We start from the raw sequence: 25,983 nt of genomic DNA on the forward strand, positions 1-25,983 counted from the left end.
CACCCGGACGCGACCATCGAGGACAATGGTGAGGTGACAGGCACAACGTCCACCGATCGTCCGTCGCCGGGCCGCACCACCGAGCTGGTGATCTTCGACCTCGACGGCACCCTCACCGACTCCGCGGAGGGCATCGTGGCCAGCTTCCTGCATGCGCTCGAGCACGTCGGCGTCGCGGTGCCCGACGGCGACCTGGTGGCACAGATCGTGGGCCCGCCGATGGACGACACCTTCCGGTCCATGCTGGGCGAGGACGCCGAGCGGGCGATCACCGCCTTCCGCGCCGAATACGGCAGCCGGGGCTGGGCGATGAACACGCCGTTCGACGGCATCGAGCCGCTGCTGGCCGATCTGAGCGCCGCCGGCGTCCGGCTCGCCGTGGCCACCTCGAAGCTGGAACCGACCGCCCGGCGCATCCTCGCCCATTTCGGGCTCGACCGGCATTTCGAGGTGATCGCCGGGGCCAGCCCCGACGGCTCCCGCAAGACCAAGGTCGACGTGCTGGCGCACGCGTTGGAGCAGCTGCAGCCGCTGCCCGAGCGGGTGCTCATGGTCGGCGACCGCAGCCACGACGTGCACGGCGCGGCCGCGCACGGCATCGACACGGTGGTGGTGGGCTGGGGCTACGGGCGGGACGATTTCGCCGACGGGTTCAGCGTCACCGGCGTGACGCACGCCGCGACCATCGACGAGCTGCGGGCGGCGCTCGGTGTCTGAACCACTGCACGTCACCTTCGTCTGCACGGGGAACATCTGCCGGTCGGTGATGGCCGAGAAGATGTTCGCCGACCAGCTGCGCCGCCGCGGCCTGGCCGACGCCGTTCGGGTGACCAGCGCGGGCACCGGCAACTGGCACGTCGGCCAGTGCGCCGACGACCGGGCGACCGATGTGCTGCGCGCCCACGGCTACTCCACCGACCACCGCGCCGCTCAGGTCGACGCCGACCATCTGGCGGCCGACCTGGTGGTGGCGCTGGGCCGCAACCACCTTCGGATGTTGCGCGAGCTGGGTGTCGACGACGAGCGCGTGCGGATGTTGCGGTCCTTCGACCCGCGTTCGAGCGCCCACGCCCTCGACGTCGAGGACCCCTACTACGGCGACGCACAGGACTTCGAGGATGTCTTCGCCGTCATCGAGGCCGCGCTGCCCGGCCTGCACGCCTGGGTGGACGACCGACTCGGCGGAAACGGATCGTCCTGATGCCGAGGGTGATGCGCCGGCTGACGTTCCTGCTGCGACCCGGCTGGATCGCGCTGGCACTGGTGGTCATCGCCTTCACTTACCTGTGCTTCACGGTGCTGGCGCCCTGGCAGCTCGGCAAGCACAACCGGACGTCGCGGGAGAACCGGCAGATCGAGTATTCCCTCAACACCGGGCCCGTTCCTGTTAAAACACTGCTGCCGCAACAGGATTCGTCGGCACCGAACGCGCAATGGCGCCGCGTGACGGCCACCGGGCACTACCTGCCCGACGTCCAGGTGCTCGCCCGGTTGCGGGTGATCGAGGGCAAGCCGGCGTTCGAGGTGCTGGCACCGTTCGTCGTCGACGCCGGACCCACCGTGCTCGTGGATCGGGGCTACGTGCGGCCCGAACAGGGATCCCACGTGCCGCCGATCCCCCGCCCGCCCCAGGACACGGTCACCATCACCGCGCGGCTGCGCGACTCCGAGGCCATCGCGCCGGGCAAAGACCCCTTCGCCCAAGACGGTGTGCAGCAGGTGTACTCGATCAGCACCGAACAGGTCGCGGCGCTGACCAAGGTCCCGCTGGCGGGCTCGTATCTTCAGTTGACCGAGGACCAGCCCGGCGGACTCGGCGTGATCGGCGTGCCGCACCTGGACGCCGGCCCCTTCCTGTCCTACGGCATCCAGTGGATTTCCTTCGGCATCGTCGCGCCACTCGGGTTGGGCTACTTCGCATATTCCGAGATCCGCGCGCGCCGCCGGGAAAAGGAACAGCAATCCGCGGCCGACGCGGCGCCGGCTTCGGAAGCCCCGACGACCGTGGAGGCGAAACTCGCCGACCGCTACGGCCGCCGCAGGTAACAGAGCAGCACCGCCAGCAGTGCGGCACCCGCTTGCGCCGTCCGCGAGAGCGCCACCGCACGGCGCAGGTCGGCCACCGTCGGCTCGTGGCCGTCGCCCAGGGTCGGCCGGATTTGCAACTCGTGGCGGTACTGGGTGGGCCCGCCGAGTCGCACCCCCAGCGCCCCGGCGAAGGACGCCTCGACGACACCGGCGTTGGGGCTGGGGTGACGGGCGGCATCACGGCGCCAGGCCCGCACCGCGCCCGACGGCGACCCGCCGACGAAAGGCGCGAACATCACCACCAGCGCCGCCGTCGCCCGCGCGCCGGCGTAGTTGGCTACATCATCCAATCTCGCTGCGGCCCACCCGAATCGGGCGTAGCGCGCCGATCGGTAACCGATCATCGAGTCCAGCGTGTTGACGGCGCGGTACGCCAGCACCGCGGGCACCCCGCCCATTGCCGCGCACAGCAGCGGCGCCACCTGGGCGTCGGATGTGTTCTCCGCGACCGATTCCAGCGACGCCCGCGTCAGGCCGGCACCGTCCAGCCGGGCCGGGTCGCGCCCGCACAGCGACGGCAGCAGCCGGCGCGCGGCCTCGATGTCCGCCCGCTCCAGCAGTTCCGACATCGCCATGCCGGTGCGCGCCAACGATGTTCCGCCCACCGATACCCAGGTGGCCGCTGCGGTGGCGGCGATCGACCACGGCGGGCCAGCGCGGTCGGCGGTCCGTTGCAGCGCGGCGCCGAGCACGCTGACGGCCCCGACCAGCACGCCGACGTGCACCAGCCCCGCGACCCTGCTGTCGCGGTAGGTCATCTTCTCCAACCCGGCGGCGGCCCGCCCGACGGCCGCGACCGGATGCCCCCGCGCCGGGTCGCCGAGCGCGACGTCGGCCAGGTAGCCGGCCAGCACGCCGGCCAGCCGGGTCCGCGTCGCCAACACCCTGGCAGCGTCTCACACGAGGCGCCGGCCAGACGATCAGCGCGGCCTACGCCATCGCGAAGATTGCCGCGACGATCACCGCGGCGATCAGCACGACGATCACCCATCACATCAGTAGGGATGATTCGAGGGCGCCCGTCGACATGGCCGCCCGTTGGCGCGGCGACCCGGAAGCCGGGACGCCGAATTGGGTACTCATCTGCCCAGATGTGCCCGTTTTCGGCCGGTTCTAACGTCTCGGCCGCGGTACGTGGTTCACTCGACGGCATGGCGTCGTCCGCGATGAAGCGGCCCGCGACCCGGGTCGCCGACCTGTTGAACCCGGCGGCACTGCTGCTCCCGGCCGCGAACGTAATCATGCAGTTGTCCCTGCCCGGCGTCGGGTACGGCGTGCTGGAAAGCCCGGTGGACAGCGGCAACGTCTACAAGCATCCGTTCAAGCGGGCGCGCACCACCGGCACCTACCTCGCGGTCGCCACCATCGGCACCGAGTCCGACCGCGCGTTGATCCGCGGCGCCGTGGACATCGCACACCGGCAGGTCCGATCCATGTCGTCAAGCCCGGTGTCCTACAACGCTTTCGACCCTAAGCTGCAGTTGTGGGTGGCGTCGTGCCTGTACCGCTATTTCGTCGATCAGCACGAGTTTCTGCACGGCCCGCTCGACGACGACGCCGCCGACGCGGTTTACGTCGACGCCAAGCGCCTGGGCACCACGCTGCAGGTGCCCGAGCGCATGTGGCCGCCGGACCGGGCGGCGTTCGACGCGTATTGGAAAAGCTCGCTCGACGAGCTGCGCATCGACCCTCCGGTACGAGAGCATCTGCGCGGCGTGGCGGCGCTGGCGTTCCTGCCGTGGCCGTTGCGCGTCTTGGCCGGCCCGTTCAACCTGTTTGCGACGACGGGGTTTCTGGCTCCGGAGTTTCGCGCGCTGATGCGGCTGGACTGGTCGCGGGGCCGGCAGCGCCGGTTCGAGTGGCTGCTGTCCACGCTGCGGCTGGCAGACCTCTTCCTGCCGCACGGGGTCTGGCTCCTCGGATACCAGATCTACCTGTGGGACATGCGATTTCGTGTGCGGCGGGGTTGGCGGATCGTCTAAGCCCGCACCGTCGCGAAGAACGCGCGGACGTCGTCGACGAACAGCTCCGGTTGTTCGAACGCGGCGAAGTGCCCGCCGCGCTCCATCGTCGTCCAGTGCGTGATGTTGTAGACCGGCTCGCACCAGCTTCTAGGCGCCTTCAGCAGCTCGCCCGGGAAAGCCGCTACGCCCGTGGGCATTTCGACGCGATCCAGCTGCCCCCACACCCGGAAGCTCTCCCAGTACAGACGGGCCGATGACGCGCCGGTATTGGTCACCCAATAGACCATCACGTTGTCCAGCAGCTCGTCACGGGTGAACACATTCTCCGGATGGCCGCCGCAATCGGCCCACGCCCAGAACTTCTCGACGATCCACGCCAACTGCCCCACCGGCGAATCGGCCAACCCGTAACCCAGCGTCTGCGGCCGGGTGGACTGCTGGTTGGAATAGCCGGTGCCCCACTTGCGGTGCTCGGCCAGTGCGGCCATTGCCCGCTGCTCCTCTTCGGTCGGGTTCTTCAGCGACTCCGGCGTGGGCCGACCGATCGGCATGTTGAGGTGGATGCCCGCGCAGTGGCCGCCGTTTCGGCCGATCTGCGTGGTCACGGCGGCGCCCCAGTCGCCGCCCTGCGCGCCGTAGCGGTCATAGCCCAGGCGCAGCATCAACGTCTCCCAGGCCTCGGCGATCTTCTCCACGCCCCAGCCCGTGCGCGTCGGCTTGCCGGAGAACCCATATCCGGGCAGCGACGGGCAGACCACGTGGAAGGCGTCCTCGGCGCGCCCGGACGCCGGGTTGGTCAGCGGCTCGATCACCTTGTGGAACTCCACGATCGAGCCGGGCCAGCCGTGGGTGATCAGCAGCGGGAACGCGTCGTCGTGCGGGGAGCGCTGGTGGATGAAATGGATGTCGAGCCCGTCGATTTCGGTGATGAACTGGTCGAAGCGGTTCAGCGCCGCCTCGCGTGACCGCCAGTCGTATTCGTCGGCCCAATACCCGGCCAGGTCGCGGGTGTAGGCCAGCGGTATGCCCTGGCTCCAGTCGTCCACGCATTCGGCTTCCGGCCAGCGGGTGCGGGCCAGCCGCGATTGCAGGTCTTCCAGGAGGTCGTCGGGGACGTCGATGCGAAACGGTTCCACGGGTTCGCTATTCACGCCCCTGAGGCTGCCACACCGGCGCGGGCCACAGAAGTCCATCGACAGCCGAGCCATGTGCCATCATTCGGGCGTGTCCCTTCGTGCCCGCGCCGCGGCCGCCTGGCACATTCTCGGGCCGGGGTTCGTCACCGGATCGTCTGACGATGACCCCTCGGGCATTCAGACCTACAGCCAAACGGGTGCCCAGTTCGGCTATGCCCAGCTGTGGGTCGCCGCATGGACCTACCCGTTCATGGGTGCGATCCAAGAGATTTGCGGACGGATCGGCATGGTCACCGGCCGCGGACTGGCGGCGGTGCTGCGCGAGCACTATTCGCGCCGCGTGCTCTACGTGGCCGTGTCGCTACTGCTGGTCGCCAACACCGTCAATGTCGGGGCTGACCTCGGCGCGATGGCGGCAACCGGTCAGTTGCTCGTTCACGCCCCGTTGTTGGCCTGGTTGGCGGTGATCGTCGGGATTTCGCTGGCACTACAGATCTCAGTGCCCTACCCGGCCTACGCGCGGTTCCTCAAGTATGTGTGCCTGAGCCTGTTGGCCTACGTCGTAGCAGCGTTCGTCGTCCACCATCCGTGGTGGCCCACGGTGGCGCTCAGCGCGTTCACCCCGCACGTCGAATGGTCACGCGACTACGCGCTGAACATCGTGGCGGTGCTGGGGACCACGATCACGCCCTACTGCTTTTTCTGGGAGGCTGACCAGGAGGCCGAGGAGGATTTCGCCCGCGGGCGGATGAAGTTCTACGGCAAGGGCGTGCCGGTCGTGCTCGAAAGCGACATCCGCGGCATGCGCGCCGACACCGCCGTGGGAATGGGCTTCTCGAACATCGTGCAGTTCTTCATCATCCTGACCTGCGCGTCCGTACTTCACACGGCGGGCGTGACGTCGGTGGACACCCCCGACCAGGCGGCACTGGCCCTGCGGCCGCTGGCCGGCGATCTGACCTATCTGCTCTTCGCGGCCGGGATCATCGGCGTCGGCTTCCTGGCCGTGCCCACGCTGAGCGGCTCGGCCTCCTACGCGCTATCGGAAGCGCTGGGCTGGAAAGCGGGCCTGGGTTACACATTCCGCGAGGCGCGCGCCTTTTACTTGGTGATCGCCCTGGCGACGCTCGTGGGCGTGGGATTGAACTTCATCGGGATTCCGCCGTTCCGGATGCTCTACTACGCGGCCGCGGTCAACGGCGTGCTCGCCCCGCCCCTGATGGCGATGATCACCCTGGTCGGCAACAACCGGGCGATCATGGGCCGGCACACCAACAACTGGTTCGCCAACGTCATGGGGTGGGCGATCGTCGCGATCATGGGCGTGTGCGCCCTGGCCCTGCTCGCTTCGCTGATCGTCGGGCCGTGAGCGGGTGGAAGCCGACGGGTTCGATGGTGGGCGCGGACGGTATCGAACCGCCGACCGCTGGTGTGTAAAGGGACCGGAACGTGTGCAACCGCGTCCGGCGGTGTCGGATATGTCCAGCTCAACGGCGGCCCGATTGTTCACCTTGTCCACTGTGTTCACCCGGTTTCGCCGTGTCTTGGCAACTTGGCGGCAACACGGCGTACGGCGTTCGACACTGCGACGGACAGACCAAAACGACACGCCGGAAAGTGTCGGACCCCCGCGCGAGAATGAAGTCATGGCCTCTGCTAACGCCGCCCAGACCACTCCGATGATTCCGTCGGACGGCCCGCACGCGAAGTTCCTCCGCTACGCCCGCGCCGTCGCCAAGGAGCATCCACAGCTGTTCCCGATCCGACCCGCGACGCGGCCTCTGGTCGTGGGCCTGGACCTGCACACGCTCGGCCCGCAGCCCGGCGACTACGAGGACCTGGTGCACGTCCTGCGCCGGGATGTGGTCACGCCGATGCTGCTCGTGTTCGCCGACGACGACGCCGGGCTGGCCGATGCGTGGATGCAGGCATGCGAAGTCGAGGAGCGTTACGTCATCGACTACACCGACCGGGCCAGCGCCGGTCGATTCATGGATGCGATGCAGTTCGGTGTGTCGAAAATGCGAGGCGAGGAGCGCCGGGGCTGGCGCAATTGCCGGACTTTCGACATCTTCTCGGAGATTGACGCGCACACCGCGCCGACGACTGATCTGGCCGTGGATGACCGCGTTCGCGCGGCCGTGCTTGCCGCCACCGGGTTCGGGGTCGGCACCGACGTCATCGTGTCGCTCGGACCGACAGTGGGCCGCGCAGACGTGGGCGACAACGACATCGTCACCACGGTCACGCCCGACGATTTGCACCCAGTGTTCGGCCACTACCTGCGGATGACCGGCAACCGGATCGTTGCCGAGTATCGGTCAGCTAGTCCGACTATGAGCGTTGTCCAGAAGATGGAACCGCCGTCGGTGACGGAGACGTATGACATCGGCCTGGCCAGCTTGCTCGGTTGGCTGGACATGTTCCGTATCGTCGCCGTCCAGCTCGGAGACTTCCAGGCGGTCGCCGAGATCGACACCATCCGGACACGAATCCGCCGGGCAGCCCGCGCGCTCGATGAGGTTTTCGCCGCGCTGAGCCGAACCAACGGGCGCGACGCCGCCCCCTCGGCGGACACCATCGAGTTCGTCAGCGAAGCGTTTGACCGCGAGTTGCTTTACCTGATGGCGGTGTTCGACGGGTACGGGCGCGCCTTTGTGCGTTGGCTCGACCCGACCTCCGGCAAGGACGTGCGCAAGTCGCTGCACTCGTCCAAGACACTCGATGACTACGTGGACCCTAACTATCCCGGTGCGCCACAGCTGACCCGGTTGCGTGAGTTGCAGCGGTTCGCGTTCGCCTGCTCTCAGCTGCGCAATCGTATCCACGATGCCGTCCTACCCACCGGGTCATTCACCAACCGGACCTACGGCAACAGCCAGGCCATCGCGATTGACCTCGGCCAGACGGACGTCGAGTTGACCCAGGAGCTAGTAGACCGCCTCGGGGTCTGGCGGACCACACCGCCTAACGCGATCTTCGGCCAGCCGACGACCGTGGCCGAAGTAGCCACCACCGCCGTGGAGCTGTTCAGGGCCAGCCTCGAATACGTCGATCTGTTCACGTTTCTGATCATGTGCACTAAGCCCGCGAATGCTCCCGACGCCGCCGAGTTGCTGGGCAAAGTGACCGACACCGGATACAGGCCGCCGGAGCCGCACCCCACCGAGGCGCTTTACCGTCAGCTGTTCCGCTGGGACTGAGCAACCGGGTCAGGCGGCGGGCAAGCCGACCATCTTGGCCGTCCAGAGGTCGGCGCGCTGCCAGGTGTGCCCGCAGCTCGCGCAGCGGTACTTGCACAGCGCCCACCGCCCACGTCCAGCGGTCACCGCGTAGGGCGCGGTCATCGCGGCCAGGCGCACCGACCTGTCGGCCTTATCACCGGCCGGGCAGCACTGCGGGCAGTAGTCCACCGCCCAGCGGTCGGCTGTCGTCATCGTCGTCGTCATGTCGTCTCCTCGGTGTTCGGTGTGTTCAGTGATGGCCGGTCGCCGCCGCCGAGGCACGGCAACAACCGGGTGAAGTCAGGCCGGAACCGGCGGCCTGGCGTCGATAGGCGGCACCGGCCGCAGCCCAGCGCGGATGTGGGCCAGTTGGGCGCTGCCCGGCCCGCCGCCGTCGCTGATGCCGAGCGCCTTGCACACGTCGTCGTGGCGGGCCTCGCCCTGGCGGTGGAGCACCTGGGCGACGCTGACCACGGCGGGCCACGTCATCTCCAGCAGCGGTGGCACGGTCAGCCGGGCCTCGTTGCTGGTGTCGCCGCTCACGTCGGCCGCCGCCGCCGCGCACAGCGCCTTGTTGTCCAGGTGGCCACTGCCCTCCAAGATGGCGAACAGTAGCCGCTGAGAGGGACGCTTACCGTCCAGCCAGCGGGCCTCGGCCCAAGGGCCTGCATAGACCACCGAGGGCCACGAACCGGCCGCCACCTCGGCGTGGACGGTCTTGCCGTGGATGCCGGACACCCGGCCGTCGGTCAGCACCGCCGCGTGGATACGGCCGCCCAGGACGGTGGCGGCCACCGCGTGCCCGGCCTCATGGATGGCGGTGCGCAGGCCGATCTGTTCGCGCGCGGTCAGGTCGGCGAACGCCAGCGGGCGGCGTCGGGCCTTGGTGGTGGTCATCTAGGTGTCCTCCCTGGTCAGGTGGTGGTGGTGATCATCCGAGCGGCGCGGAACATATCGCGGTGCCGCCGCTCTCTCCTGTCGGTCAGCGCCGGAGGACGGCGCGGCACATAGCGCGGAGCCGCCGCCCTCCCGACGCTGACCGTTTGCAGTGACAGAAGTCTGGATTGCCGCGTCAAGTGCCTTGCGCGCCAACCGTTCTCGGTCCCGGCGGTCGCGGGCGGCAGCCTTGGCCGCGCCGTCGTCCAGGTATCGGTGCAGGCAGGCGATGCAGCGCCAGCCGTGAACCGAACCCTTGTAGGTCAAGCACGGCCCGCCGCACTCCCAGCAGACGCCGCCGGACGTGTCGGCGTCCTGGTCGGTGTCGTCCTGGGTGATGGCGTCGGCCTCGGTCATCGTGGTCACGGCGTCGCCTCGGGCGTGATCGCCACCGCGTCCACCGCCGCCTCGTACCCGATGACCAGCGACCGCTCGGCGATGGCCAGGAACAGGTTGTGGCGCTCGTCAATCGCCTCCCTAACCTGCACCGAATTGCGCCAGCCGAACGTCGGCGACGTGGCCACCAGGGTGTCCTCCAGGCCATCGACGTACCCGCCGCCGAACACCCAGCGGTGCCCGGCCGGGCTGGTCCAGCTAGTCCCGGTCCGGCTGACCAACCGGGCCTCGGTCAGCGGCGCGAGCCACTGAGTACCGGCATGGATGAACCCCACGGTGTTGGTCAAGCCGAACGCGGCCTCAAGCTGGCCCACCGCCAGCACCAGGTCGGCCGCGCTGGCGATACCGCCGGGCAGAGCCGCCGCGTCGGCCAGCAGCCGCGCGGAGAACTCCCGCTCGGCGGCGGTCTGCTCCTCCAGCCGGAGAGTCTGGGCAGCGCGGGAGCGGACCTCGGCGCGGCTCGGCTGGGTCAGGTCGCACTCGTCATAGCTCCAGATGGTCATGGGCGCGAACGGGTCCAGGATGCCCGGCCGGTCGCCTGACTTGCGCGGGCCATCGAGCGCGGGCGGTGTGCACCAGTCGGCATCCCACACGCCGCTGGCCTGTCCATCGCTGTAGTTCGCACCGCGTATCTCCACGCCGCTGTCCAGCCAGCGGGTCGGGCCGTCGCCCTCCTCGGCCCACAGCGTCGCGGCATACAGCCCGTTCGGCGCGGGGTTCATCAGCGGCGCGGTGAAGGGCACCGGCAGCATCTCGGTGTACGTGGTCACCTCGGGCATTGTGCTGGTCATGTCGGGTGGTCCTCTCGGGTCAGTCGGTGGTGCTCAGTCGGTGGCGATGCCCAGCGCGGCTAGCTCGGCGCGCGGGTCGGGTTCGGTGGTCTGGGCGATCTGGGCAGGGCGCTCGTCGTCGCGGTCCAGGCGGCGCTCAAGGGCCAGCGCGGCGCGGTCCAGCGTGTTGCGCAGCAGCGCGTCCAGGCGCTCCGACCGCGACGGCTGACCCCGCAGTGCGGCAGCGCCGGGCGGCCAGGCATGGCTGAGCATGTCGGACAGCGACATGTCCACGCCCTCGGCCATCGCCACCAGGTCGGCCGACCAGGAACCGGCGGCCAGCGCCTCGGCGGTCACCTCGGGCAGCGGCGGCCGGGTGGCCAGGTCGCACAACGTGGTGATGGCATACCGCCGCTTGCCCGGCTCGGCGGCCAGGTGCGCGGTCTTGGCCAGCGCCTCGCGCTCGGTGACCCAGCCGACGACAACACCGACTAGTTCGTGGACGGCCTCGGCCAGGTCCGGCACCGATCCCGCCGTGGCGGAATGGCGGAACCGGGCAGGCCGGTCAGCGGCGGCGATGCGCTGCGCCAGCGGCGCGCACACAGCCGCAATCTCGGCGGCCAGGCTCCAGTCGCTGCCGTAGTGACCGGCTGCCAGGCCGGTACGCCGCCGCTGGCGCAGATCAACCTGGCGACCGGGAATCCGCAGGCTGTTGGTCGGCTGACCCGGCCGCGACGCACGGTAGGCGGGTGTCCCGAACCGCTTGACGGCGCGGCGGACACTCACCGGGCCACCGCCGGGTGAGCGTGCTTGAGCATGTCAGCCAGCGCCGGAACGTGGGCGGGATTCAAGTGCTCGCGGTCAGCGTCAAGCACCCGCCGCACTCGCCAGTAGGCCAGGGCAGCGAGACATTCGGCGACCCGATGGTCGGCGTCAGCCGCACCCCGAGAGCGCAGCGCGGCCAGCTTTCCCGACCATTGCGCCGGGGTCAGCGCGCCCGGATCAGTCGCGTACTTGCATGGAATGGTGGCGGTCACGCCAACCATGAGAGCACACGGCCGTGCAGCGCGGCTGCTTCGCTACTTCGGCCGGGCGTGTCACGAAAACTGTTGCGGGATATAAAGATAACCTTGCTAACCCGAATTGTGCAGCGTCAGCGTCAGGCGCGGTCGGCCCTCTGTTGCTCCTCGTCGGCAGCGGCGTCGTGGCGATCCGTGTCGGCGGCGGAGCGGTCGGCGGCAGCAGCCTGGCGATGTCGCTCAGCAGCGGCATGATGCTCGGCGGGGTCACCGACACCGGCCTCCGCCGCGTCGTCGTGGACCTCGGCGGCTCGGTCGTGCACTCGGGCCGATTCGTCGTGCCGGTCAGCGGCGCGGCGGTGCGCGGCGGCGGCGCGCTCATGGGCTTCGTCGGCGCGTTGCGCTGCTCGCCGGGCTTGGTCCTTGGTCACCCGGTCTCCGCGTTCCAATGCCGCGTTCCGGTCAAACAGCTCCTCGGCCCGAGCCGCCGCGCGCTCCTTGGCCTCGTCCGACATTGGCTCAATGTACGGCTTGGGCGGTTCACACAGCCTATGCCGGTCGTGTGGCTCAGTAGTACGGCGTCCCGTCGGCGTCGCGGCCCAGCAGCGCGTTGAAGTTGCCACCACTTGGCCGGTCCGACAGCGAGCGGGTCAGCCAGGCGGGCGGCTCACTGGTCAGTGCCCGCCGCTGCGCCGCTATTGGGTCGGCGATGTAGACACCGCCGCCACGGCTCAGAACGTCGTGCGCGACCACCGTTGCGGCCACACAGTCGGCCTGGTGGTCACCGCCCTGCCAGCCCGTCGCGGCGGTCTCCCAGCCGGGCAGCACGCCGACCAGCCGCACGGTGCCGGTCTCAAGGCCCTGCACCAGCTTGCTGGATCGGGCCAGCGCGTTGCCCTTGTTGCCCTGGCCCTTGGGCGGCCAGGCGGTCACCATGATGTGCGCCGCCGGGTGCCGGGCCAGCGCGTTGCGGACCACCGACAGGTAACCCTCCCTCGCGGTGAACGCTTCCACCGCGATCTCGCTGGCATCCACGTCCAGGGCGAGCTGGACCGCCGCCGAGGCCCATGCCTCCGGCGTCATCGGGGCGCTGATGTCGCGGTGGATGACCACGGTTCCCTCGGCGGTCAGGCTGGCGGCCACGATGCCCGCCGCGTCGCCGCGCCCGCTGTCGCTGGGGTCCACGCCGACGACGGTCCGCAACAGGTTCGACGGCATGGCCGACAGCCGCCAGGCGTCCAGCCAGTCCGCCCTGATCACGTTGCCCTCGGGACTGGCTGGCAGGCCCATAAATTCCGCCCACCAGGCGCGCTCGCCCAGGCTGCGGCGGCGTTCATCGAAGTCAGCAGCGGTCCGGCCCACCGCCGACAACAGGGCCTCGCCGGGCGCGCGGCCGAGGCTGTCGGGCACGCCGACGGCGGCCACCGCCGGGATGGCCACCAGCCGCCAGCGGTCGCCCTCCTCGCGCAGCAGCGTGCCTATCAGGTCAGACGGGTGCCAACGAGTGCCGATGACCACCACCGACGCGCCCGGCTCTACGCGGGACATCAGGGTGGCGCGGAACTCCTCAACAACGCGACGGCGCAGCGTCGGGCTGTCGGCATCGGCCATGTTCTTGACCGCATCGTCCACAATCAACAGCCCGTCAGTGCCGTGCCCGGTGATACCGCTCAGGATGCCCGAGGCCAGCAGCCCGCCGCGCCGCCCGTCGATGGTCCACTGACCGGCGCTGGACTTGTCCGATGACAGGGCCAGGCCGAGCTGGTCGCCGTGGTCGCTGATCAACCTGCGCACCTCGCGGCTGTGGGTCTCGGCCAGCTCGTCGGCGTATGACGCCAGGATGATCCTGGTGTCGGGGTTGCGGGTCAGGGCCAGCAGCGAGCCGAGGACGGCGCTGGTGGTGGACTTACTCTCGCGCGGCGGCACGGTGATGATGAGCCGGTCATCACGCTGCCGGATGGCCCGGTCAACCTCCTGTCCGATCAGCGCGACGCTGGGCGTCACCCGGTAGTTGGGCAGCACCCGGTGCCCGAGGTGGTGCGGCGTCGTCGGCACCCGGCGGGCGCGGCGCTGGGCCAGGTGCTCGGCCTCGGCCAGGGCGCGGGCGGCGGTCTCGGTGTCGGCGAACATGAAAGCTCCTGACCTGGTGTTTTGTGTCGTCGTCGGTGGCCCGCTTGCCGTGTTCACCAGCGGTCGCTGGGTCTACGGTTAACGCTGCTCTTGGCTTTGAGCTGCCCATATAGGTAGCTTGGCAAATGCCGGCAGAGGCCGAGCCATACCCCGAGTTGCCGACACGGCACCAGCGCGTGGGGTGAAAGCGGTGGCACAGCGGCCTATTCCGAGGGCCACAACACGGTGCCCGGCGCGTGTCCAGCGCGTCGGGCGGCAGCCTCGCGGGCGCGGTGGCGCTGGCGCTGCGGGGCGCTGCCCGACTCGGCCAGGCTGCGGCGCAGTAGAACCTGTTCGCCGAGGTATCCGCGAGTGCGCATCAGCTCCTCAAAGCTCATCTTCACGGTGTACTGGCTGCCGAACATGTGGACCCGTCGCGGTGGCTCGGGCGCGGCCTCGGCGTCGGCAGCGACCGGCTGGGCGTCGGCGGCCGTGGTCTCGGTGGCCATCGCGGTGGCCTCGGGCGCAGCCTTGGCCCTGGCGCGGGCACCGGGGCGGCGCGGTCGGCGGGTCACTCTCAGCGTCATTGGTTGTCGTCCTCTCGCGGTCGCGGGTGCTCGCGGTGATGCTGCGCGATCAGAGCCTTGATCTGATCGGCCAGCTCGTCGGGCACCTCGATGGTTTCGTCGTCGTCGTCCACTGCGTCCATTGCGTCCACTGTGTCCGCTTGTCGCGCAACGGGTTTCGCTTCGGCCTCGGCCTCGGCGTCAGCGCCGCCGTATTGGGCGCTCAGCTCACCGCTGCCGGTCTCCCCCGGCGCGAGCGGGTAATCCCCCGGCCGCGATGGATTCTCGCGGCTGCGGGCGACGCTGAGCCACTGGGCAAGCTCGGCAGCCGGGAGACCACCGTGGCCGAGCACCTGGCGGCACAGATCAACGTGGACCGGCCAGAGCGGATCGGCTGGGCCATCGCACTGGCCGAACACCTCGCGGACGCGGGCGGCGGCGCGGTCGGCCATCGTGTCGGCGGTCAGGCGGCCCTCTGACACCTCGGTCATCAGCACGGCCACCGCGTCCACGGCATCGGGGTCCGGCACGCCCACGGCAGCAGCGGCGGCGGGCCTAGTCGGTGTGCTCATCGTTCGATCACCTCGGCGTCAATGACATCGGCCGCCGCCACCAGGGCGGCGGGCTGGACAGGGCGCTGGACAGCAGGTTGTCCACCGCGAGCTAATTCGTGCATCTGGCGCTGCCACTCGGCCACCGCCGCCGACGGCGTGGCGTCCACGCTGACATCCACCTGTCGGCGGTCGGGCGCGTATGTCCCGGTCAGCTTGGCCAACTGGTCGCCGTTGCGGGCCAGCTCCTTATTGAGCATCACGATCTTGTCCACGTCGCCCGCCAGCGTCGCCGCCGCCAGCTCGCCGCCGAGGACACGCTGGCGTGACTTGACGTGCTCGATCTGCTCCCAGCGGGTCATCTCGGCGGGCTGGCAGTTCTCGCGCTCCATGTGCGCTTTGACGGCGGCCTGAGCCGCGCCGATGCTGCGGTAACCGAGCTGGCGGGCAACCTCCCGCCAGGACCAATGATCGGACCGCAGCCCGGCCGCCGCCGCCGCGCGCTGTCGGCTGTCGCGGCGGGTCATCCCCTTGGTTGGACCTGGCATACCTAATTCGTACCGAACTACCGTGCAGCGCCGAGCTGGCGCGCAGCCGCGCGGGCGGCGCGGCTGGTCAAGGTCAGCGCCACCGGGAGAGAGGACAGACCGCCACCGCTTCCCCATCGCGTCAGGGTCATGGCCGGGGCTGGCGCTCGCGCAGGCCGACACCGCCTCCCTTCCGGTCGTGGCCGGGGTGCATGTCGCTGGCCGCCACCGCCTCCTGGGCTGGCCACCAGCGGCACCGGGCACCACACCGCCCGGCTGACTGCTGGTGTCGTCTGTTTGTTCCGCTACTCCGTCCAGCGTCCCGGCCCTTGTCCAGCGGCACCCTAAAGGGATGCCGTGTTTCTGGACATTTGGGAACGGTGATTTGGACAGATTTGGACATCTGGACAATCCCAGGTCAGTAAGGCTTTTGATGTTGATGGGACAGTGCTGGACAGGTTGGACGCCGGAAAATCCGTCCAGCCGTGTCCAGACCGACGGCACCCTTACTGACCTGGGATTTTCCAAATTGCGGGGCGGTGTCCAGCCGATGCCCTGGACAAGTCTGGAAAATCGCAGGTCAGTAAGGCGATTTGGTCGCTGCCCGACGGCGTGGGCGGTGGTTTTCACTGTTTTGTCCCGCCGCCCCGTTTGCCCTTGGACGCGCCGCTGGACGCGCCCTTGGACGCGGGCGCGGACTTGAGCTTGTCCACCAGCTTGGGGTCGTCCGGCCGCGAGGCGGCGAGCCACCGGGACCACGCCTCGGCGTAGGGCACGACGTGGCCGCCGACCAGCTTGTGGGCGTCGGTCTTGGGCATGTCGTCGGTAATGCGGCCCTCGGCGCGGCGGGCGCACAGGTTCTCGATGATGGTGTTGACCGCAGCGGTGTAGGTCGGCGACCCCACGGCCGAAACGGCGTCCTTGTCGTCCGGCACGCCCTCGACCACCTCGCGCACGGCGAGCCGCTGGGTGCCGGGCACCTTGACGAGCTGCTTGCCCTTGTCGGTCAGGACAGTGATCGCGGTGTAAATGCCGCTCCGCGAACCCAGCCCGCGCTCCAGCGCGAAACCCACAATCTCGGTCCTGGTCAGCCCGTCGCCGCCGCCCAGCTCGGCGACGAGCGCGAGCACGTCGGCCTGGGTCTCGCTGAGGTTCTGCGCGTCGTCGGTGTCGTCGGCGGCCAGCGGATCGACGCCGACGAGCACCAGCGTGGACCGAAGGGCGGCGGGCACGCCGGGCATCAGCTCCTCGCTGACCGTGTGCCCGGCGAGCTTGAACGGGTGCGGGCAGCCGTCCGGCCAGTCCTTGTGCTTGACGCAGGTCAGCTCGATCTTGCGGGACTTCGCTTTCTTGCCACCGGGGCGGCCCAGCAGCAGCGACGACCACACGCCGCCGTCCCAGACCGTCGTCCCGCGCGCCCGATCGCTACCGGCGGCGGTGTGATGCACGGCCAGCACAGCCGCGCCGGTCTGCTGGTTGATGTCGTCGGCGCGGCGAATGACCTTGCCGTGGTCGGTCGCGGAGTTCTCCTCCACGCCCACGGTGCAGCGCGCGCGGGTGTCGAACACGACCAGGGCCACGTTGTGTTTCTTGACCAGCTTGCGGACCTGCTCCATGTGGCCGTCCTCGCCCATCTGCACCGCCCTCGGCGCGATGATGAACCACTCCTCAAGCTCGGCGGGGTCCACGCCGTTGACCTCGCACCAGGCGAACAGCCGGGCGCGGATACCGGCGGCACCCTCGGCGGCGATGTAGAGCACCGCCGCGCGCTCTGGCACGACGTGGCCGCACCACCGCTTGCCCGAGGCGATCGCCGCCGCCATGCTCACCGCCGCCATCGTCTTGCCGGAGCCGGGCGGCCCGTTCAGGTCGGCCAACTGACCCCTGGGAATGAACCCCTCGATCAGCGGGCGCACCGGCTCCAGCTTGGCCAGCTCGGACACCTTAAGCACCTCGGCGTCCAGGTCCAGCTCGGGCACGTCGCCCGCCCTGGCGCGGCTGCGTAGCTCGTCGTCGTACCGGATTTTGGCCACGGCCAGCTCGGCCAGGGCGGCGTTGACCTCGGCCTCGGTCGCCTTGGTCATCTTGGCGATCGTCACCACCGGCACGTCGAACGGCTTATCGACCAGCTCGGCGGCGGTCATCACGTATTCGTGCTCGCGCAAGTTGTTCGGCCTGGGCGACGACCAGGCACGGCGGTTGGCGTTCTCGATGTGCGCCCTGCACGCCTCGGCGACGTCGGCACCGGCAACCGCCTCAATCTCCTCCAGGGCGTAGGCGGTGGCCGCCGGAATCTTCTTGGCGGACAGGGCGGTGTCGATCCGTTCCTTGCGATCGAACCGCTCCCACCGCGCTTTGCTGAGCCGCGCGCCGATGACGTGCGGGTCATCGGTGAGGGTGTCGGCGGCAAACTCGGCGACCTGGGCGCGGGTCAGCGACACCTTGGGGCTGGCGCCGGACATGACCGCGATCGGCAGCACCCTGAAGTCGGCGAACGTCATGCTGGTCGCACCGTCGGGCAGGTACATCGAAACGTCGTACTGGCGGCAGAACTTGCGCACCGCTTTCCATGTCTCGATGCCGCAGACGTCGGCGATGGGCGTCTCGGGATCGACGTTGAGGGCGTCGGCCCAATGCACGCCGTCGAACCATTGCGCGCGGGCGTCGGGACCGTCGCCGTCGTAGAACTTGCCCGGCCTGCCGCCCTGGCCCTTGCCGTAGTCCTTGGCGTCGCCGTCGGCGTCGCCCGGCCCGCTGCCGTTGGTCGCCGATGTGTCCCTGGCGGCTGTCGTACTATCGGTCATGTCGCTCCGTCCCTCGGAGTAGTCGGTGTGAAGATGCCCGCCTCGTCGTCAGGCGGGCATCGCCGTTTCGGTCCTCGCGTGGTTGTGGGGTAGCGACCGGATCAGGTTGTGGCTGTGGGTCAGACACTTTCGAGCTGCGCGCGGACCTCGGTCAGGGCCGAGATAACGGCGTCGATCTTTGAGCGGATGGCCTCGGCGTCGTCGGCCAGGCTGGCGGGGTCGAACGTGTCGGCCTCGGCGGTCTTGTGCAGCTTGATCACCGCCACCCGGCTCGCTTCCAACCGCCGCCGGAACGTCGCCGTGAGCGGCTGCGCGGCGTGGCGGTCCTTGCGCTTGGCGTAGGTTTTCCCGTCCAGGCCGGTGACCGGCGGTGCGGGCTCGGCCTCGCTGTCGTCGTCGGAATCCTCGGCGTCGTCAGGTGTCTCACGGTGCGACACCTGACCGAGGTCGCGGTGCACGGTGTCCTTGGATACGCCCGTCGCGGTCGCGATGGCGCGCAACGACATTCCCTCACCGGCCATCAGCGCCACCACCTCGCGGCGGGCGTCGCTGGTCAGTTCCAGCTGACCGCCCACGGCGTCGGCCAGGTAGGCGGTCCAGCTGACGAACCCGAGGGCCAGGTGCACCTGGCCGTGCTTGGCCTGGTCCACCAGTTCGGCCAGCTTGGCGAAGTTCTCGCGGGTGGTCCCCGCCATCAGGCGCAGTTTCATGTCCAGCCGCTTGGCATCGGCAGCGGCCAGCGGCGCGGGCAGCACCTCGGCGTCGGAGTCCGGCATGTCCGGCGCAGCATCGGCCGCGACGGCAAAGGGTGACGCCATGTCAGGCGTCCTCGCCCAGCAGTCGCAGCAGACTCGCGCTCTTGATGCGAATACGTTTGTCGCCCAACATGATTGACTCCAGCTGCCCAGCGCGGGCCAGCTCATAGGCGTATGTCCGCGACACTCCGAGCAGCATCCCGGCTTGCTCGGCGGAAACGGTCGGGTGGTGGCGCAAATAGTCCACCGTGACGGGTCCGCGCTTGACGACAGGGCACGCGGCCTTGCCGGGCGGGTCGGTTCGGGTTATCAGGTCAGCCATGACGTCAACTATGTACGGGAATATTGATAATTGCCACAGCATTCGCGCTATCATTTATCCGTGCCTACCGATAAACCCGACAAGGGCGGACCTGCTACCCCCGCTGACCGGCCCATCAAGGGTGACGTGATCCCCGAGGCCATCCGGCGCGTGACCGGCCACCCCGGCACTACCGACGGCCTGATCGAGATTCCGCTGGTCGGACACGCCCACCGCTACCGAGTGCGGATCGACAACAGCAGGCCAACGCCGCGCCTGGTCGAACTACAGCTAGTCAGCGACGACGACGCCGCCGAGATTGACCCCAACACGATCCGGCAGATACCGATAAGGCGGCTGGCCAAGGCGGCGGCGCGGTTCATCATCTTGAGCGAGCACGGCGTGGCGCTGGCCGGTGACGTCTACGACCAGACCAGCCTGCAACGGCCCGACGCCGAGCCACCCGGTCGGCGCAAGCGCGGCCGAGGACACGCGCTCGATGACGTCCACTACCGCCAGGTGGCCCGGCTGCTGCTGTGGGCGCGCGAGATCGGCGAATCACCGCGCGAGTACGTCGCCGACCGGCTCGGCGGTTCGCTGCCCGCCGTCGATAGGTGGATCGCCGAGGCCAAGCGGCGGGGTTTCCTGCGCCGCGACTGGGCCACCGCCGCCGACCCACAGCCCGCCGCCGACACCAGCGACACCGACTAACCCACAACCACAACCGAGGAGACCACCGACATGACCACCACCGAGACCGACCCACAGCCCGCCGACGCCGACCAGCCCGAGGACACCGCCGCCAAGCGCACCCGCCGCGCCGAGCCGATCAACACCCACACCGCCAAGAACGGCACCGTCACGTATTGGTTCCAGCTTGACCTCGGCACCAAGCCCGACGGCAGCCGAGACCGGCGCAAGTTCACCTACCGCACCAAGACCGAGGCGCGAAAAGAGTTGCGCCGCATCAGTTCTGAGGTGGCGGCGGGCACTTACAACCGGCCCACTGACATCACGGTGTCCCAGGCGTGCGAGGCGTGGCTTGCCGGTCGGCGCGGTATCCGGCGCGTGACGGTCTACGGCTATGACATGGACCTGCGGCCCGTTGTCCGCCACCTCGGCGGGCGCAAACTGCAACAACTCACCAAGGCCGAGGTTGATGGCCTGGTGGCATGGATGCTCACCGAGGCGCGCACCGATCACCGCCACTACCGGGCCGACAGCCTGGCGGGCCGGGTGGTCGCGCTGGTGGCCGAGCACCCCGACGGGATCACCGCCGCCGAGCTGTGCGCGGCGCTGCCCGGCGACGTTCACACCGCGCTGTCGGCGCTGCTGCGGGCTGGCCGGGTCGCCCGGCTACAACGCGGTGTGTACGCACCCACGCAGCCCGAGACTGCCGCCGCCGCCGCCGAGAAACGCGGCCTGGCACCGCAGACCGTCCGGTCCACCCTGACCACGCTCGGCATGGTCGTCCAGTCCTACGTGGACCAGGGCGTGCTGGCGCGCAATGTCGTTGCGCTGGTGGACCGTCCGAAGGACCGCGACGCCGACGACGCCGACGGCCAGGACGACGACAGCGACGCCGAGCGCGCGTGGTCGCTGGCCGAGGCCGAGACGTTCCGCGCGGCGGTGGCCGATGATCGGCTGTTCGGGCTGTGGCTGTGCTCGCTCTACGGGATGCGCCGCAGTGAGGTGGTCGGGTTGCGGTGGAGCGCAATCAATCTCGACACCGGCATGTTGTCGGTCCGGCGCGGCCGGGTCGTCGTCGGCGGCCAGGCGGTAGAGGGCGACCCGAAGTCGAAGCGCAGTCGCCGCAATCTGCCGCTACCGGCCGACGTGGTGGCGGCGCTGCGGGCGCTCAAGACAGCGCAGAAGCGCGAGGCGATGGCCCTCGGTGTCAGGTGGTCCGACGACCGCCTGGTGGCTGTGCGCGAGGACGGCACACCCGTTCGGCCGGAATGGTATTCGGACACGTTCCAGCGGTTGCGCGAGCGGGCCGGGTTACGCCACATCACCCTGCACGAACTCCGGCACACCAGCGTCAGCCTGATGTTTGACCGTGGCGTCGCGCCCCATGTCGTCGCCGCGTGGCACGGCCATTCGCCCGAGGTTGCGTTGCGCATCTACACCCACGTCAAGGCCGCCGAGCTGCAAGCGGCCGGGTCGGCGCTGTTCGGCTGACCGGCAGCACAAACGGACCCCCGGCCTTGGTTGGTCGGGGGTCCGTTGTTGTCGGCGCTGTTGGCAACACGGACCCGTTGGTGACTTCGTGGCAACTTGGCCCTGATCACCGGCCCGTCCGGCCGGTGCGATCATCGCCAATTATGGCGCTGAACGGCGTAAACGTTGGTGGGCGCGGACGGTATCGAACCGCCGACCGCTGGTGTGTAAAACCAGAGCTCTACCACTGAGCTACGCGCCCGTGCCCGAGGCAGGCTACACGCACCACGCCCGAGTACCCAAAACTCTCAGCCCTGCAAAGCAGCCAGCGCGTCGGTCCAGAGCCGCTGGTTGCGGGATTCGCCGGGTTGTTTCATCTCCGCGAACCGGATCACGCCGGAGCGGTCGATGACGAAGGTGCCGCGGTTGGGGTAGCCGGCCTCGTCGTTGAATACGCCGTAGGCCTGGCTGACCTCGCCGTGCGGCCAGAAATCCGACAGCACCGGGAACGTGAATCCGCTCTCCAGCGACCAGATCCGGTGCGTGGGCGGCGGTCCCACCGAGATGGCCAGTGCCGCGCTGTCGTCGTTCTCGAAGTCCGGCAGGTGATCGCGCAGCTGATCCAGCTCGCCCTGGCAGATGCCGGTGAAGGCCAGCGGGAAGAACACCAACAGCACGTTCTTGGCGCCGCGGTAGGCGCTCAGGCTGACACGCTGTTGGTTCTGGTCGCGCAGTGTGAAGTCCGGGGCGGTGGCGCCGACGGGCAGCATCAACGCTTCCCGGCTCGGGACTTCGGCTGCACCAGTCGGCTGGCGCTCCAGTCGCCCAGGTTGACCGAGGAGGTCGGCATCAGGCCGGCGGTGGGGGCGGCCTCGGCGATCTCGGCGGGCAGCACGTGGCCGGGCTTGCCGGTCTTGGGGGTCAGCACCCAGATCACGCCGTCCTCGGCCAGCGGGCCGATCGCGTCCATCAGGGTGTCCACCAGGTCGCCGTCCCCGTCGCGCCACCACAGCAGGACGACGTCGACCACCTCGTCGGTGTCCTCGTCGAGCAACTCGGCGCCGCACGCTTCCTCGACGTCAGCGCGGATTTCGTCGTCGGCGTCCTCGTCCCAGCCCCATTCCTGGACAACTTGGTCTCGTTGGATGCCCAGTTTGCGAGCGTAGCTCGAGGCGTTATCCGCCGCGACCACCGTGGAGCCTCCTTAATCCGTCCAGCGCCGTGCGATGGGGATTATCGTCGCACAGCCGCAACCGCGTCGACACTCGCGCCTCACGAGGCACCTCAGAAGGACGCCAGGCAAAGTTTGAGTGCCTTCGTCTTGGCGTCGTTGAGCCGGTCCACCCGCCGGTTGAATTCCCCCGTCGCCGCGTGGGTGCCGATCGCGTTGGCCACCCCGCGGGCCGCGTCGATATACGAGTTGAACGCGTCCTTCAGCTGCTGGGACAGCGCATCGTTGAAGCTGTTGCTCACCGTGTCGGCGCTGTTGTTCAGCGCGTCGATGGCCGGGCCCTCCGTGGGACCGGTGCCGCGGCCCGCGTTGAACGCGCCGACGAAGACGTTCACCTTGTCGATCGCGTCCTTGCTCGTGGTGGCCAGCGTGTCGCACGAGGTGCGCACCGCCCGGGTGGTCAGCGACTGCTGCCGCTGCGACTCGCGGACCCGCGACGTCGCCGACGACGCGGACACCGACGCGGACACCGACTGCCGATAGGCCGGGGCCACCTGGGTGTCGGGTGCGGCCGTGCCGTTGGTGACGGTGGTACACCCCACGATCCCCATCAGCGTCGCCGCAATACACCCGAGCGCCAGAGCGCCTCGCCTGGGAAAGCCCCCCGCAAGGACGGCACGCCATCCGATGAGCACGGCTCCTGACGTTACCGGTTGGCTTTGCCGATCGTCCCGCTACGCGCGAGTTCGTGTCCCCCGGGTGAACCCGCGCCACCTATCCGACGTCGGCTGGCCCCGGCCGACGCCGGTGCGGCACGATAGAGGGAGACGGTGCACAGCACCCCGAGGGCACAAGCCCCGCCAACTACAGGAGCAGTGCGTTGACAACCGAGTTCGCGCGCCACGATCTGGCCAAAACCCCTAGCAGCGCAAGCGAACCCGACCGCGTTCGGGTGATCAGGGAAGGCGTCGCGTCGTACCTGCCCGACATCGACCCCGAAGAGACCTCGGAGTGGCTGGAGTCGTTCGACGAACTGCTGGAGCGCTCCGGGCCGGCGCGGGCGCGGTACCTGATGCTGCGGCTGCTGGAACGGGCCGGCGAGCAGCGCGTCGCCATCCCGTCGCTCACGTCAACCGATTACGTCAACACGATCCCGACGGAACTCGAACCGTGGTTCCCCGGCGACGAGGACGTCGAACGGCGCTTCCGGGCGTGGATCAGGTGGAACGCCGCCATCATGGTGCACCGCGCCCAGCGCCCCGGAGTCGGCGTCGGCGGCCACATTTCGACCTACGCGTCGTCGGCCGCGCTGTACGAGGTCGGCTTCAACCACTTCTTCCGCGGCAAATCGCATCCCGGCGGCGGCGACCAGATTTTCATCCAGGGCCACGCGTCCCCGGGGATTTATGCGCGCGCCTTCCTCGAAGGCCGGCTCACCGAGGATCGGCTCGACGGCTTCCGCCAGGAACACAGCCATGCCGGCGGCGGGCTGCCGTCCTACCCGCACCCGCGGCTGATGCCCGACTTCTGGGAGTTCCCCACCGTCTCCATGGGCCTGGGCCCGCTCAACGCCATCTACCAGGCGCGGTTCAACCACTACCTGCATGACCGGGGCATCAAGGACACCTCGGACCAGCATGTGTGGTGCTTCTTGGGCGACGGCGAGATGGACGAGCCGGAGAGCCGCGGGCTGGCGCACGTCGGGGCGCTCGAGGGCCTGGACAACCTGACGTTCGTCATCAACTGCAACCTGCAGCGCCTCGACGGCCCGGTGCGCGGCAACGGCAAGATCATCCAGGAGCTGGAGTCGTTCTTCCGCGGGGCGGGCTGGAACGTCATCAAGGTGGTCTGGGGCCGCGAGTGGGACGCCCTGCTGCACGCCGACCGCGACGGCGCGCTGGTGAACCTGATGAACACCACCCCGGACGGCGACTATCAGACGTACAAGGCCAACGACGGCGCCTACGTGCGCGACCACTTCTTCGGCCGCGACCCGCGCACCAAAGCGCTCGTCGAGAACATGACCGACTCCGAGATCTGGAATCTCAAGCGCGGCGGCCACGACTACCGCAAGGTGTACGCCGCCTACCGCGCCGCCGTCGACCACAAGGGCCAGCCGACGGTGATCCTGGCCAAGACCATCAAGGGCTACTCGCTGGGCGCGCACTTCCAGGGCCGCAACGCCACGCACCAGATGAAAAAGCTTGCGCTGGCAGACCTTAAGTGGTTCCGGGACTCCATGCGAATCCCGATCAGCGACGCGCAGCTGGACGAGGACCCCTACCTGCCGCCCTACTACCACCCCGGACCCGACGCCCCCGAGATCCGCTACATGCTCGACCGTCGCCGCACCCTCGGCGGCTTTCTGCCCGAGCGCCGCACCAAGGCCAAGGCGCTCAAGCTGCCCGGCCGCGAGATCTACTCCGCGCTGAAGAAGGGCTCGGGCACCCAGGAGGTCGCCACCACCATGGCGACCGTGCGCACGTTCAAGGAAGTGTTGCGGGACAAGGAGGTTGGCCCGCGAATCGTGCCGATCATTCCCGACGAGGCGCGCACGTTCGGCATGGACTCGTGGTTCCCGTCGCTGAAGATCTACAACCGCCTCGGCCAGCTGTACACCGCGGTCGACGCCGAACTGATGCTGGCCTACAAGGAAAGCGAAGTCGGGCAGATCCTGCACGAGGGCATCAACGAGGCGGGCTCGGTGGGCTCGTTCATCGCGGCGGGCACGTCGTATGCGACGCACAACGAGCCGATGATCCCGATCTACATCTTCTATTCGATGTTCGGGTTCCAGCGCACCGGCGACGGGTTGTGGGCCGCCGCCGACCAGATGACCCGCGGCTTCCTGCTCGGGGCCACCGCGGGGCGCACCACGCTGACCGGCGAAGGCCTGCAGCACGCCGACGGCCACTCGCTGCTGCTGGCCAGCACCAACCCGGCGGTGGTCGCCTACGACCCGGCATTCGCCTACGAGATCGCCTACATCGTGGAAAGCGGGCTGGCGCGGATGTTCGGCGACAACCCCGAGGACGTGTACTTCTACATCACCATCTACAACGAGCCGTACGTGCAGCCGCCGGAGCCGGAGAACTTCGATCCCGAGGGCGTGCTGCGGGGCATCTACCGCTACCGCGCCGCGACCGAGCAGCGCGCGAACACGGCCCAGATCCTGGCCTCCGGGGTGGCGATGCCGTCGGCACTGCAGGCGGCCGAGATGTTGGCGGCCGAGTGGGACGTCGCCGCCGACGTCTGGTCGGTGACCAGCTGGGGCGAGCTCAACCGCGATGGCGTGGCCGTCGAAAAGGCGAAGCTGCGTCACCCGGACCGGCCGGCCGGGACCGCCTACGTGACCCAGGTGCTGTCGAGCGCCGGCGGCCCGGTGATCGCGGTGTCGGACTGGATGCGCGCCGTTCCCGAGCAGATCCGGCCATGGGTGCCCGGCACCTTCGTCACCCTGGGCACCGACGGCTTCGGTTTCTCGGACACCCGGCCCGCCGCGCGCC

General features: G+C 69.2%; 28 protein-coding genes and 1 tRNA gene. 9 read left to right on the forward strand and 20 right to left on the reverse strand.

Features of this window, described 5'->3' with window-relative positions; translation table 11 throughout:
* Positions 1–33: 33 nt before the first annotated feature.
* Genes A5773_RS17855 through A5773_RS17865 form a run of 3 tightly spaced genes read left to right on the forward strand, consistent with a single transcriptional unit; the run spans position 34 to position 2,046 of the window.
* Positions 34–717, forward strand: a complete 684-nt coding sequence (locus A5773_RS17855; RefSeq protein ID WP_197507892.1) for an HAD-IA family hydrolase — start codon at positions 34–36, stop codon at positions 715–717.
* A complete protein-coding gene (locus A5773_RS17860) occupies positions 710–1,201 on the forward strand; it encodes a low molecular weight protein-tyrosine-phosphatase (RefSeq protein WP_067264927.1) in 492 nt (163 codons plus the stop codon). The genes A5773_RS17855 and A5773_RS17860 overlap by 8 nt, the downstream gene beginning before the upstream one ends.
* A gap of 11 nt (positions 1,202–1,212) precedes the next feature.
* Positions 1,213–2,046: an SURF1 family protein gene (locus A5773_RS17865; protein WP_067264963.1), complete on the forward strand. Its 834-nt coding sequence runs from the start codon at positions 1,213–1,215 to the stop codon at positions 2,044–2,046.
* Here the strand turns inward: A5773_RS17865 and A5773_RS17870 are convergent.
* Positions 2,028–2,972 carry a cobalamin biosynthesis protein gene (locus tag A5773_RS17870; RefSeq protein ID WP_067791857.1) on the reverse strand — a complete coding sequence of 315 codons (945 nt, stop codon included), beginning with the start codon at positions 2,970–2,972 and terminating at the stop codon, positions 2,028–2,030. The genes A5773_RS17865 and A5773_RS17870 overlap by 19 nt on opposite strands.
* Before the next feature lie 282 nt (positions 2,973–3,254).
* Here A5773_RS17870 and A5773_RS17875 point away from each other — a divergent pair, with 282 nt between their 5' ends.
* Positions 3,255–4,070, forward strand: a complete 816-nt coding sequence (locus A5773_RS17875) for an oxygenase MpaB family protein (RefSeq protein WP_067791933.1) — start codon at positions 3,255–3,257, stop codon at positions 4,068–4,070.
* On the opposite strand, the gene A5773_RS17880 is transcribed toward A5773_RS17875, so the two are convergent.
* Positions 4,067–5,188, reverse strand: a complete 1,122-nt coding sequence (locus A5773_RS17880; RefSeq protein ID WP_067791860.1) for an epoxide hydrolase family protein — start codon at positions 5,186–5,188, stop codon at positions 4,067–4,069. The two genes, A5773_RS17875 and A5773_RS17880, sit on opposite strands and share 4 nt — an antisense overlap.
* An 88-nt stretch (positions 5,189–5,276) precedes the next feature.
* Here A5773_RS17880 and A5773_RS17885 point away from each other — a divergent pair, with 88 nt between their 5' ends.
* Positions 5,277–6,557 carry an NRAMP family divalent metal transporter gene (locus A5773_RS17885; RefSeq protein WP_197505759.1) on the forward strand — a complete coding sequence of 427 codons (1,281 nt, stop codon included), beginning with the start codon at positions 5,277–5,279 and terminating at the stop codon, positions 6,555–6,557.
* 277 nt (positions 6,558–6,834) lie between these two features.
* On the forward strand, positions 6,835–8,391 hold the full coding sequence (locus tag A5773_RS17890) for a hypothetical protein (RefSeq protein WP_156744875.1): 1,557 nt from the start codon (positions 6,835–6,837) through the stop codon (positions 8,389–8,391).
* A 9-nt stretch (positions 8,392–8,400) separates the two neighbouring features.
* Here A5773_RS17890 and A5773_RS17895 read toward each other — a convergent pair whose 3' ends face one another.
* The 14 genes from A5773_RS17895 to A5773_RS17960 all read right to left on the reverse strand — a co-directional run bounded on the left by A5773_RS17895 (position 8,401) and on the right by A5773_RS17960 (position 19,167).
* Complete coding sequence (locus A5773_RS17895) at positions 8,401–8,637, reverse strand: hypothetical protein (RefSeq protein ID WP_067791864.1); 237 nt, start codon at positions 8,635–8,637, stop codon at positions 8,401–8,403.
* 75 nt (positions 8,638–8,712) lie between these two features.
* Positions 8,713–9,309, reverse strand: a complete 597-nt coding sequence (locus tag A5773_RS17900; RefSeq protein WP_067791867.1) for a hypothetical protein — start codon at positions 9,307–9,309, stop codon at positions 8,713–8,715.
* A complete protein-coding gene (locus A5773_RS26325; RefSeq protein ID WP_232001882.1) occupies positions 9,310–9,705 on the reverse strand; it encodes a hypothetical protein in 396 nt (131 codons plus the stop codon).
* A 5-nt stretch (positions 9,706–9,710) separates the two neighbouring features.
* Positions 9,711–10,535 (reverse strand): hypothetical protein, encoded by an 825-nt coding sequence (locus tag A5773_RS17910; RefSeq protein ID WP_067791873.1) that lies wholly within the window; start codon positions 10,533–10,535, stop codon positions 9,711–9,713.
* Positions 10,536–10,568: 33 nt separating this feature from the next.
* Positions 10,569–11,300 carry a hypothetical protein gene (locus A5773_RS17915; protein WP_067791876.1) on the reverse strand — a complete coding sequence of 244 codons (732 nt, stop codon included), beginning with the start codon at positions 11,298–11,300 and terminating at the stop codon, positions 10,569–10,571.
* On the reverse strand, positions 11,297–11,551 hold the full coding sequence (locus tag A5773_RS17920; RefSeq protein ID WP_082948296.1) for a hypothetical protein: 255 nt from the start codon (positions 11,549–11,551) through the stop codon (positions 11,297–11,299). Before A5773_RS17920 ends, A5773_RS17915 begins: the two co-directional genes overlap by 4 nt.
* Before the next feature lie 122 nt (positions 11,552–11,673).
* Positions 11,674–12,048, reverse strand: a complete 375-nt coding sequence (locus A5773_RS17925; RefSeq protein ID WP_067791882.1) for a hypothetical protein — start codon at positions 12,046–12,048, stop codon at positions 11,674–11,676.
* Positions 12,049–12,100: 52 nt separating this feature from the next.
* Positions 12,101–13,663, reverse strand: coding sequence for a terminase large subunit domain-containing protein (locus A5773_RS17930; protein WP_067791885.1), 1,563 nt, complete (start codon positions 13,661–13,663; stop codon positions 12,101–12,103).
* Between the two features lie 203 nt (positions 13,664–13,866).
* The gene (locus A5773_RS17935) at positions 13,867–14,229 is read right to left on the reverse strand and encodes a hypothetical protein (RefSeq protein ID WP_156744877.1); all 363 of its coding nucleotides are present in this window, start codon (positions 14,227–14,229) and stop codon (positions 13,867–13,869) included.
* A complete protein-coding gene (locus tag A5773_RS17940) occupies positions 14,226–14,780 on the reverse strand; it encodes a hypothetical protein (RefSeq protein WP_156744879.1) in 555 nt (184 codons plus the stop codon). The genes A5773_RS17935 and A5773_RS17940 overlap by 4 nt, the downstream gene beginning before the upstream one ends.
* Positions 14,777–15,307: a hypothetical protein gene (locus A5773_RS17945; RefSeq protein ID WP_156744881.1), complete on the reverse strand. Its 531-nt coding sequence runs from the start codon at positions 15,305–15,307 to the stop codon at positions 14,777–14,779. The genes A5773_RS17940 and A5773_RS17945 overlap by 4 nt, the downstream gene beginning before the upstream one ends.
* 605 nt (positions 15,308–15,912) lie before the next feature.
* The gene (locus tag A5773_RS17950; protein WP_067791916.1) at positions 15,913–18,090 is read right to left on the reverse strand and encodes an AAA family ATPase; all 2,178 of its coding nucleotides are present in this window, start codon (positions 18,088–18,090) and stop codon (positions 15,913–15,915) included.
* A 119-nt stretch (positions 18,091–18,209) separates the two neighbouring features.
* A complete protein-coding gene (locus A5773_RS17955) occupies positions 18,210–18,908 on the reverse strand; it encodes a hypothetical protein (RefSeq protein ID WP_067791919.1) in 699 nt (232 codons plus the stop codon).
* 1 nt (position 18,909) lies between these two features.
* Positions 18,910–19,167 (reverse strand): helix-turn-helix domain-containing protein, encoded by a 258-nt coding sequence (locus tag A5773_RS17960; RefSeq protein ID WP_082948294.1) that lies wholly within the window; start codon positions 19,165–19,167, stop codon positions 18,910–18,912.
* Positions 19,168–19,227: 60 nt separating this feature from the next.
* On the opposite strand from A5773_RS17960, the gene A5773_RS17965 reads away from it, so the two are divergent.
* Positions 19,228–19,857: a hypothetical protein gene (locus A5773_RS17965; protein WP_156744882.1), complete on the forward strand. Its 630-nt coding sequence runs from the start codon at positions 19,228–19,230 to the stop codon at positions 19,855–19,857.
* 30 nt (positions 19,858–19,887) lie between these two features.
* Positions 19,888–21,327, forward strand: coding sequence for a site-specific integrase (locus A5773_RS26570; protein WP_232001880.1), 1,440 nt, complete (start codon positions 19,888–19,890; stop codon positions 21,325–21,327).
* A gap of 166 nt (positions 21,328–21,493) precedes the next feature.
* Here the strand turns inward: A5773_RS26570 and A5773_RS17975 are convergent.
* From A5773_RS17975 to A5773_RS17990, 4 genes are all read right to left on the reverse strand, one after another.
* Positions 21,494–21,568, reverse strand: a tRNA-Val gene (locus A5773_RS17975).
* A 46-nt stretch (positions 21,569–21,614) separates the two neighbouring features.
* Positions 21,615–22,076, reverse strand: a complete 462-nt coding sequence (locus tag A5773_RS17980; RefSeq protein ID WP_066951596.1) for a peroxiredoxin — start codon at positions 22,074–22,076, stop codon at positions 21,615–21,617.
* On the reverse strand, positions 22,076–22,498 hold the full coding sequence (locus A5773_RS17985) for a DUF3052 domain-containing protein (protein ID WP_066951594.1): 423 nt from the start codon (positions 22,496–22,498) through the stop codon (positions 22,076–22,078). Before A5773_RS17985 ends, A5773_RS17980 begins: the two co-directional genes overlap by 1 nt.
* A gap of 92 nt (positions 22,499–22,590) precedes the next feature.
* Positions 22,591–23,172 (reverse strand): hypothetical protein, encoded by a 582-nt coding sequence (locus A5773_RS17990; protein WP_082948295.1) that lies wholly within the window; start codon positions 23,170–23,172, stop codon positions 22,591–22,593.
* A gap of 185 nt (positions 23,173–23,357) precedes the next feature.
* On the opposite strand from A5773_RS17990, the gene aceE reads away from it, so the two are divergent.
* Positions 23,358–25,983 (forward strand): pyruvate dehydrogenase (acetyl-transferring), homodimeric type (gene aceE, locus A5773_RS17995; protein ID WP_067791924.1); only part of this gene is annotated, 2,626 nt, incomplete at its 3' end.

Origin of the sequence: Mycobacterium sp. 852014-52450_SCH5900713 (assembly GCF_001667075.1) — a bacterium.
Taxonomy (GTDB): domain Bacteria; phylum Actinomycetota; class Actinomycetes; order Mycobacteriales; family Mycobacteriaceae; genus Mycobacterium.

What these genes read in the sequence shown, in the direction of transcription:
- A5773_RS17865 (WP_067264963.1), top strand. Translation starts at nt 1,213, where the DNA reads ATGCGCCGGCTGACGTTCCTGCTGCGACCCGGCTGGATCGCGCTGGCA.
- A5773_RS17875 (WP_067791933.1), top strand. Translation starts at nt 3,255, where the DNA reads ATGAAGCGGCCCGCGACCCGGGTCGCCGACCTGTTGAACCCGGCGGCA.
- A5773_RS17890 (WP_156744875.1), top strand. Translation starts at nt 6,835, where the DNA reads ATGGCCTCTGCTAACGCCGCCCAGACCACTCCGATGATTCCGTCGGAC.
- A5773_RS17895 (WP_067791864.1), bottom strand. Translation starts at nt 8,637, where the DNA reads ATGACGACGACGATGACGACAGCCGACCGCTGGGCGGTGGACTACTGC.
- A5773_RS17900 (WP_067791867.1), bottom strand. Translation starts at nt 9,309, where the DNA reads ATGACCACCACCAAGGCCCGACGCCGCCCGCTGGCGTTCGCCGACCTG.
- A5773_RS26325 (WP_232001882.1), bottom strand. Translation starts at nt 9,705, where the DNA reads ATGACCGAGGCCGACGCCATCACCCAGGACGACACCGACCAGGACGCC.
- A5773_RS17910 (WP_067791873.1), bottom strand. Translation starts at nt 10,535, where the DNA reads ATGACCAGCACAATGCCCGAGGTGACCACGTACACCGAGATGCTGCCG.
- A5773_RS17925 (WP_067791882.1), bottom strand. Translation starts at nt 12,048, where the DNA reads ATGTCGGACGAGGCCAAGGAGCGCGCGGCGGCTCGGGCCGAGGAGCTG.
- A5773_RS17930 (WP_067791885.1), bottom strand. Translation starts at nt 13,663, where the DNA reads ATGTTCGCCGACACCGAGACCGCCGCCCGCGCCCTGGCCGAGGCCGAG.
- A5773_RS17935 (WP_156744877.1), bottom strand. Translation starts at nt 14,229, where the DNA reads ATGACGCTGAGAGTGACCCGCCGACCGCGCCGCCCCGGTGCCCGCGCC.
- A5773_RS17940 (WP_156744879.1), bottom strand. Translation starts at nt 14,780, where the DNA reads ATGAGCACACCGACTAGGCCCGCCGCCGCTGCTGCCGTGGGCGTGCCG.
- A5773_RS17945 (WP_156744881.1), bottom strand. Translation starts at nt 15,307, where the DNA reads ATGCCAGGTCCAACCAAGGGGATGACCCGCCGCGACAGCCGACAGCGC.
- A5773_RS17950 (WP_067791916.1), bottom strand. Translation starts at nt 18,090, where the DNA reads ATGACCGATAGTACGACAGCCGCCAGGGACACATCGGCGACCAACGGC.
- A5773_RS17955 (WP_067791919.1), bottom strand. Translation starts at nt 18,908, where the DNA reads ATGGCGTCACCCTTTGCCGTCGCGGCCGATGCTGCGCCGGACATGCCG.
- A5773_RS17960 (WP_082948294.1), bottom strand. Translation starts at nt 19,167, where the DNA reads ATGGCTGACCTGATAACCCGAACCGACCCGCCCGGCAAGGCCGCGTGC.
- A5773_RS26570 (WP_232001880.1), top strand. Translation starts at nt 19,888, where the DNA reads ATGACCACCACCGAGACCGACCCACAGCCCGCCGACGCCGACCAGCCC.
- A5773_RS17980 (WP_066951596.1), bottom strand. Translation starts at nt 22,076, where the DNA reads ATGCTGCCCGTCGGCGCCACCGCCCCGGACTTCACACTGCGCGACCAG.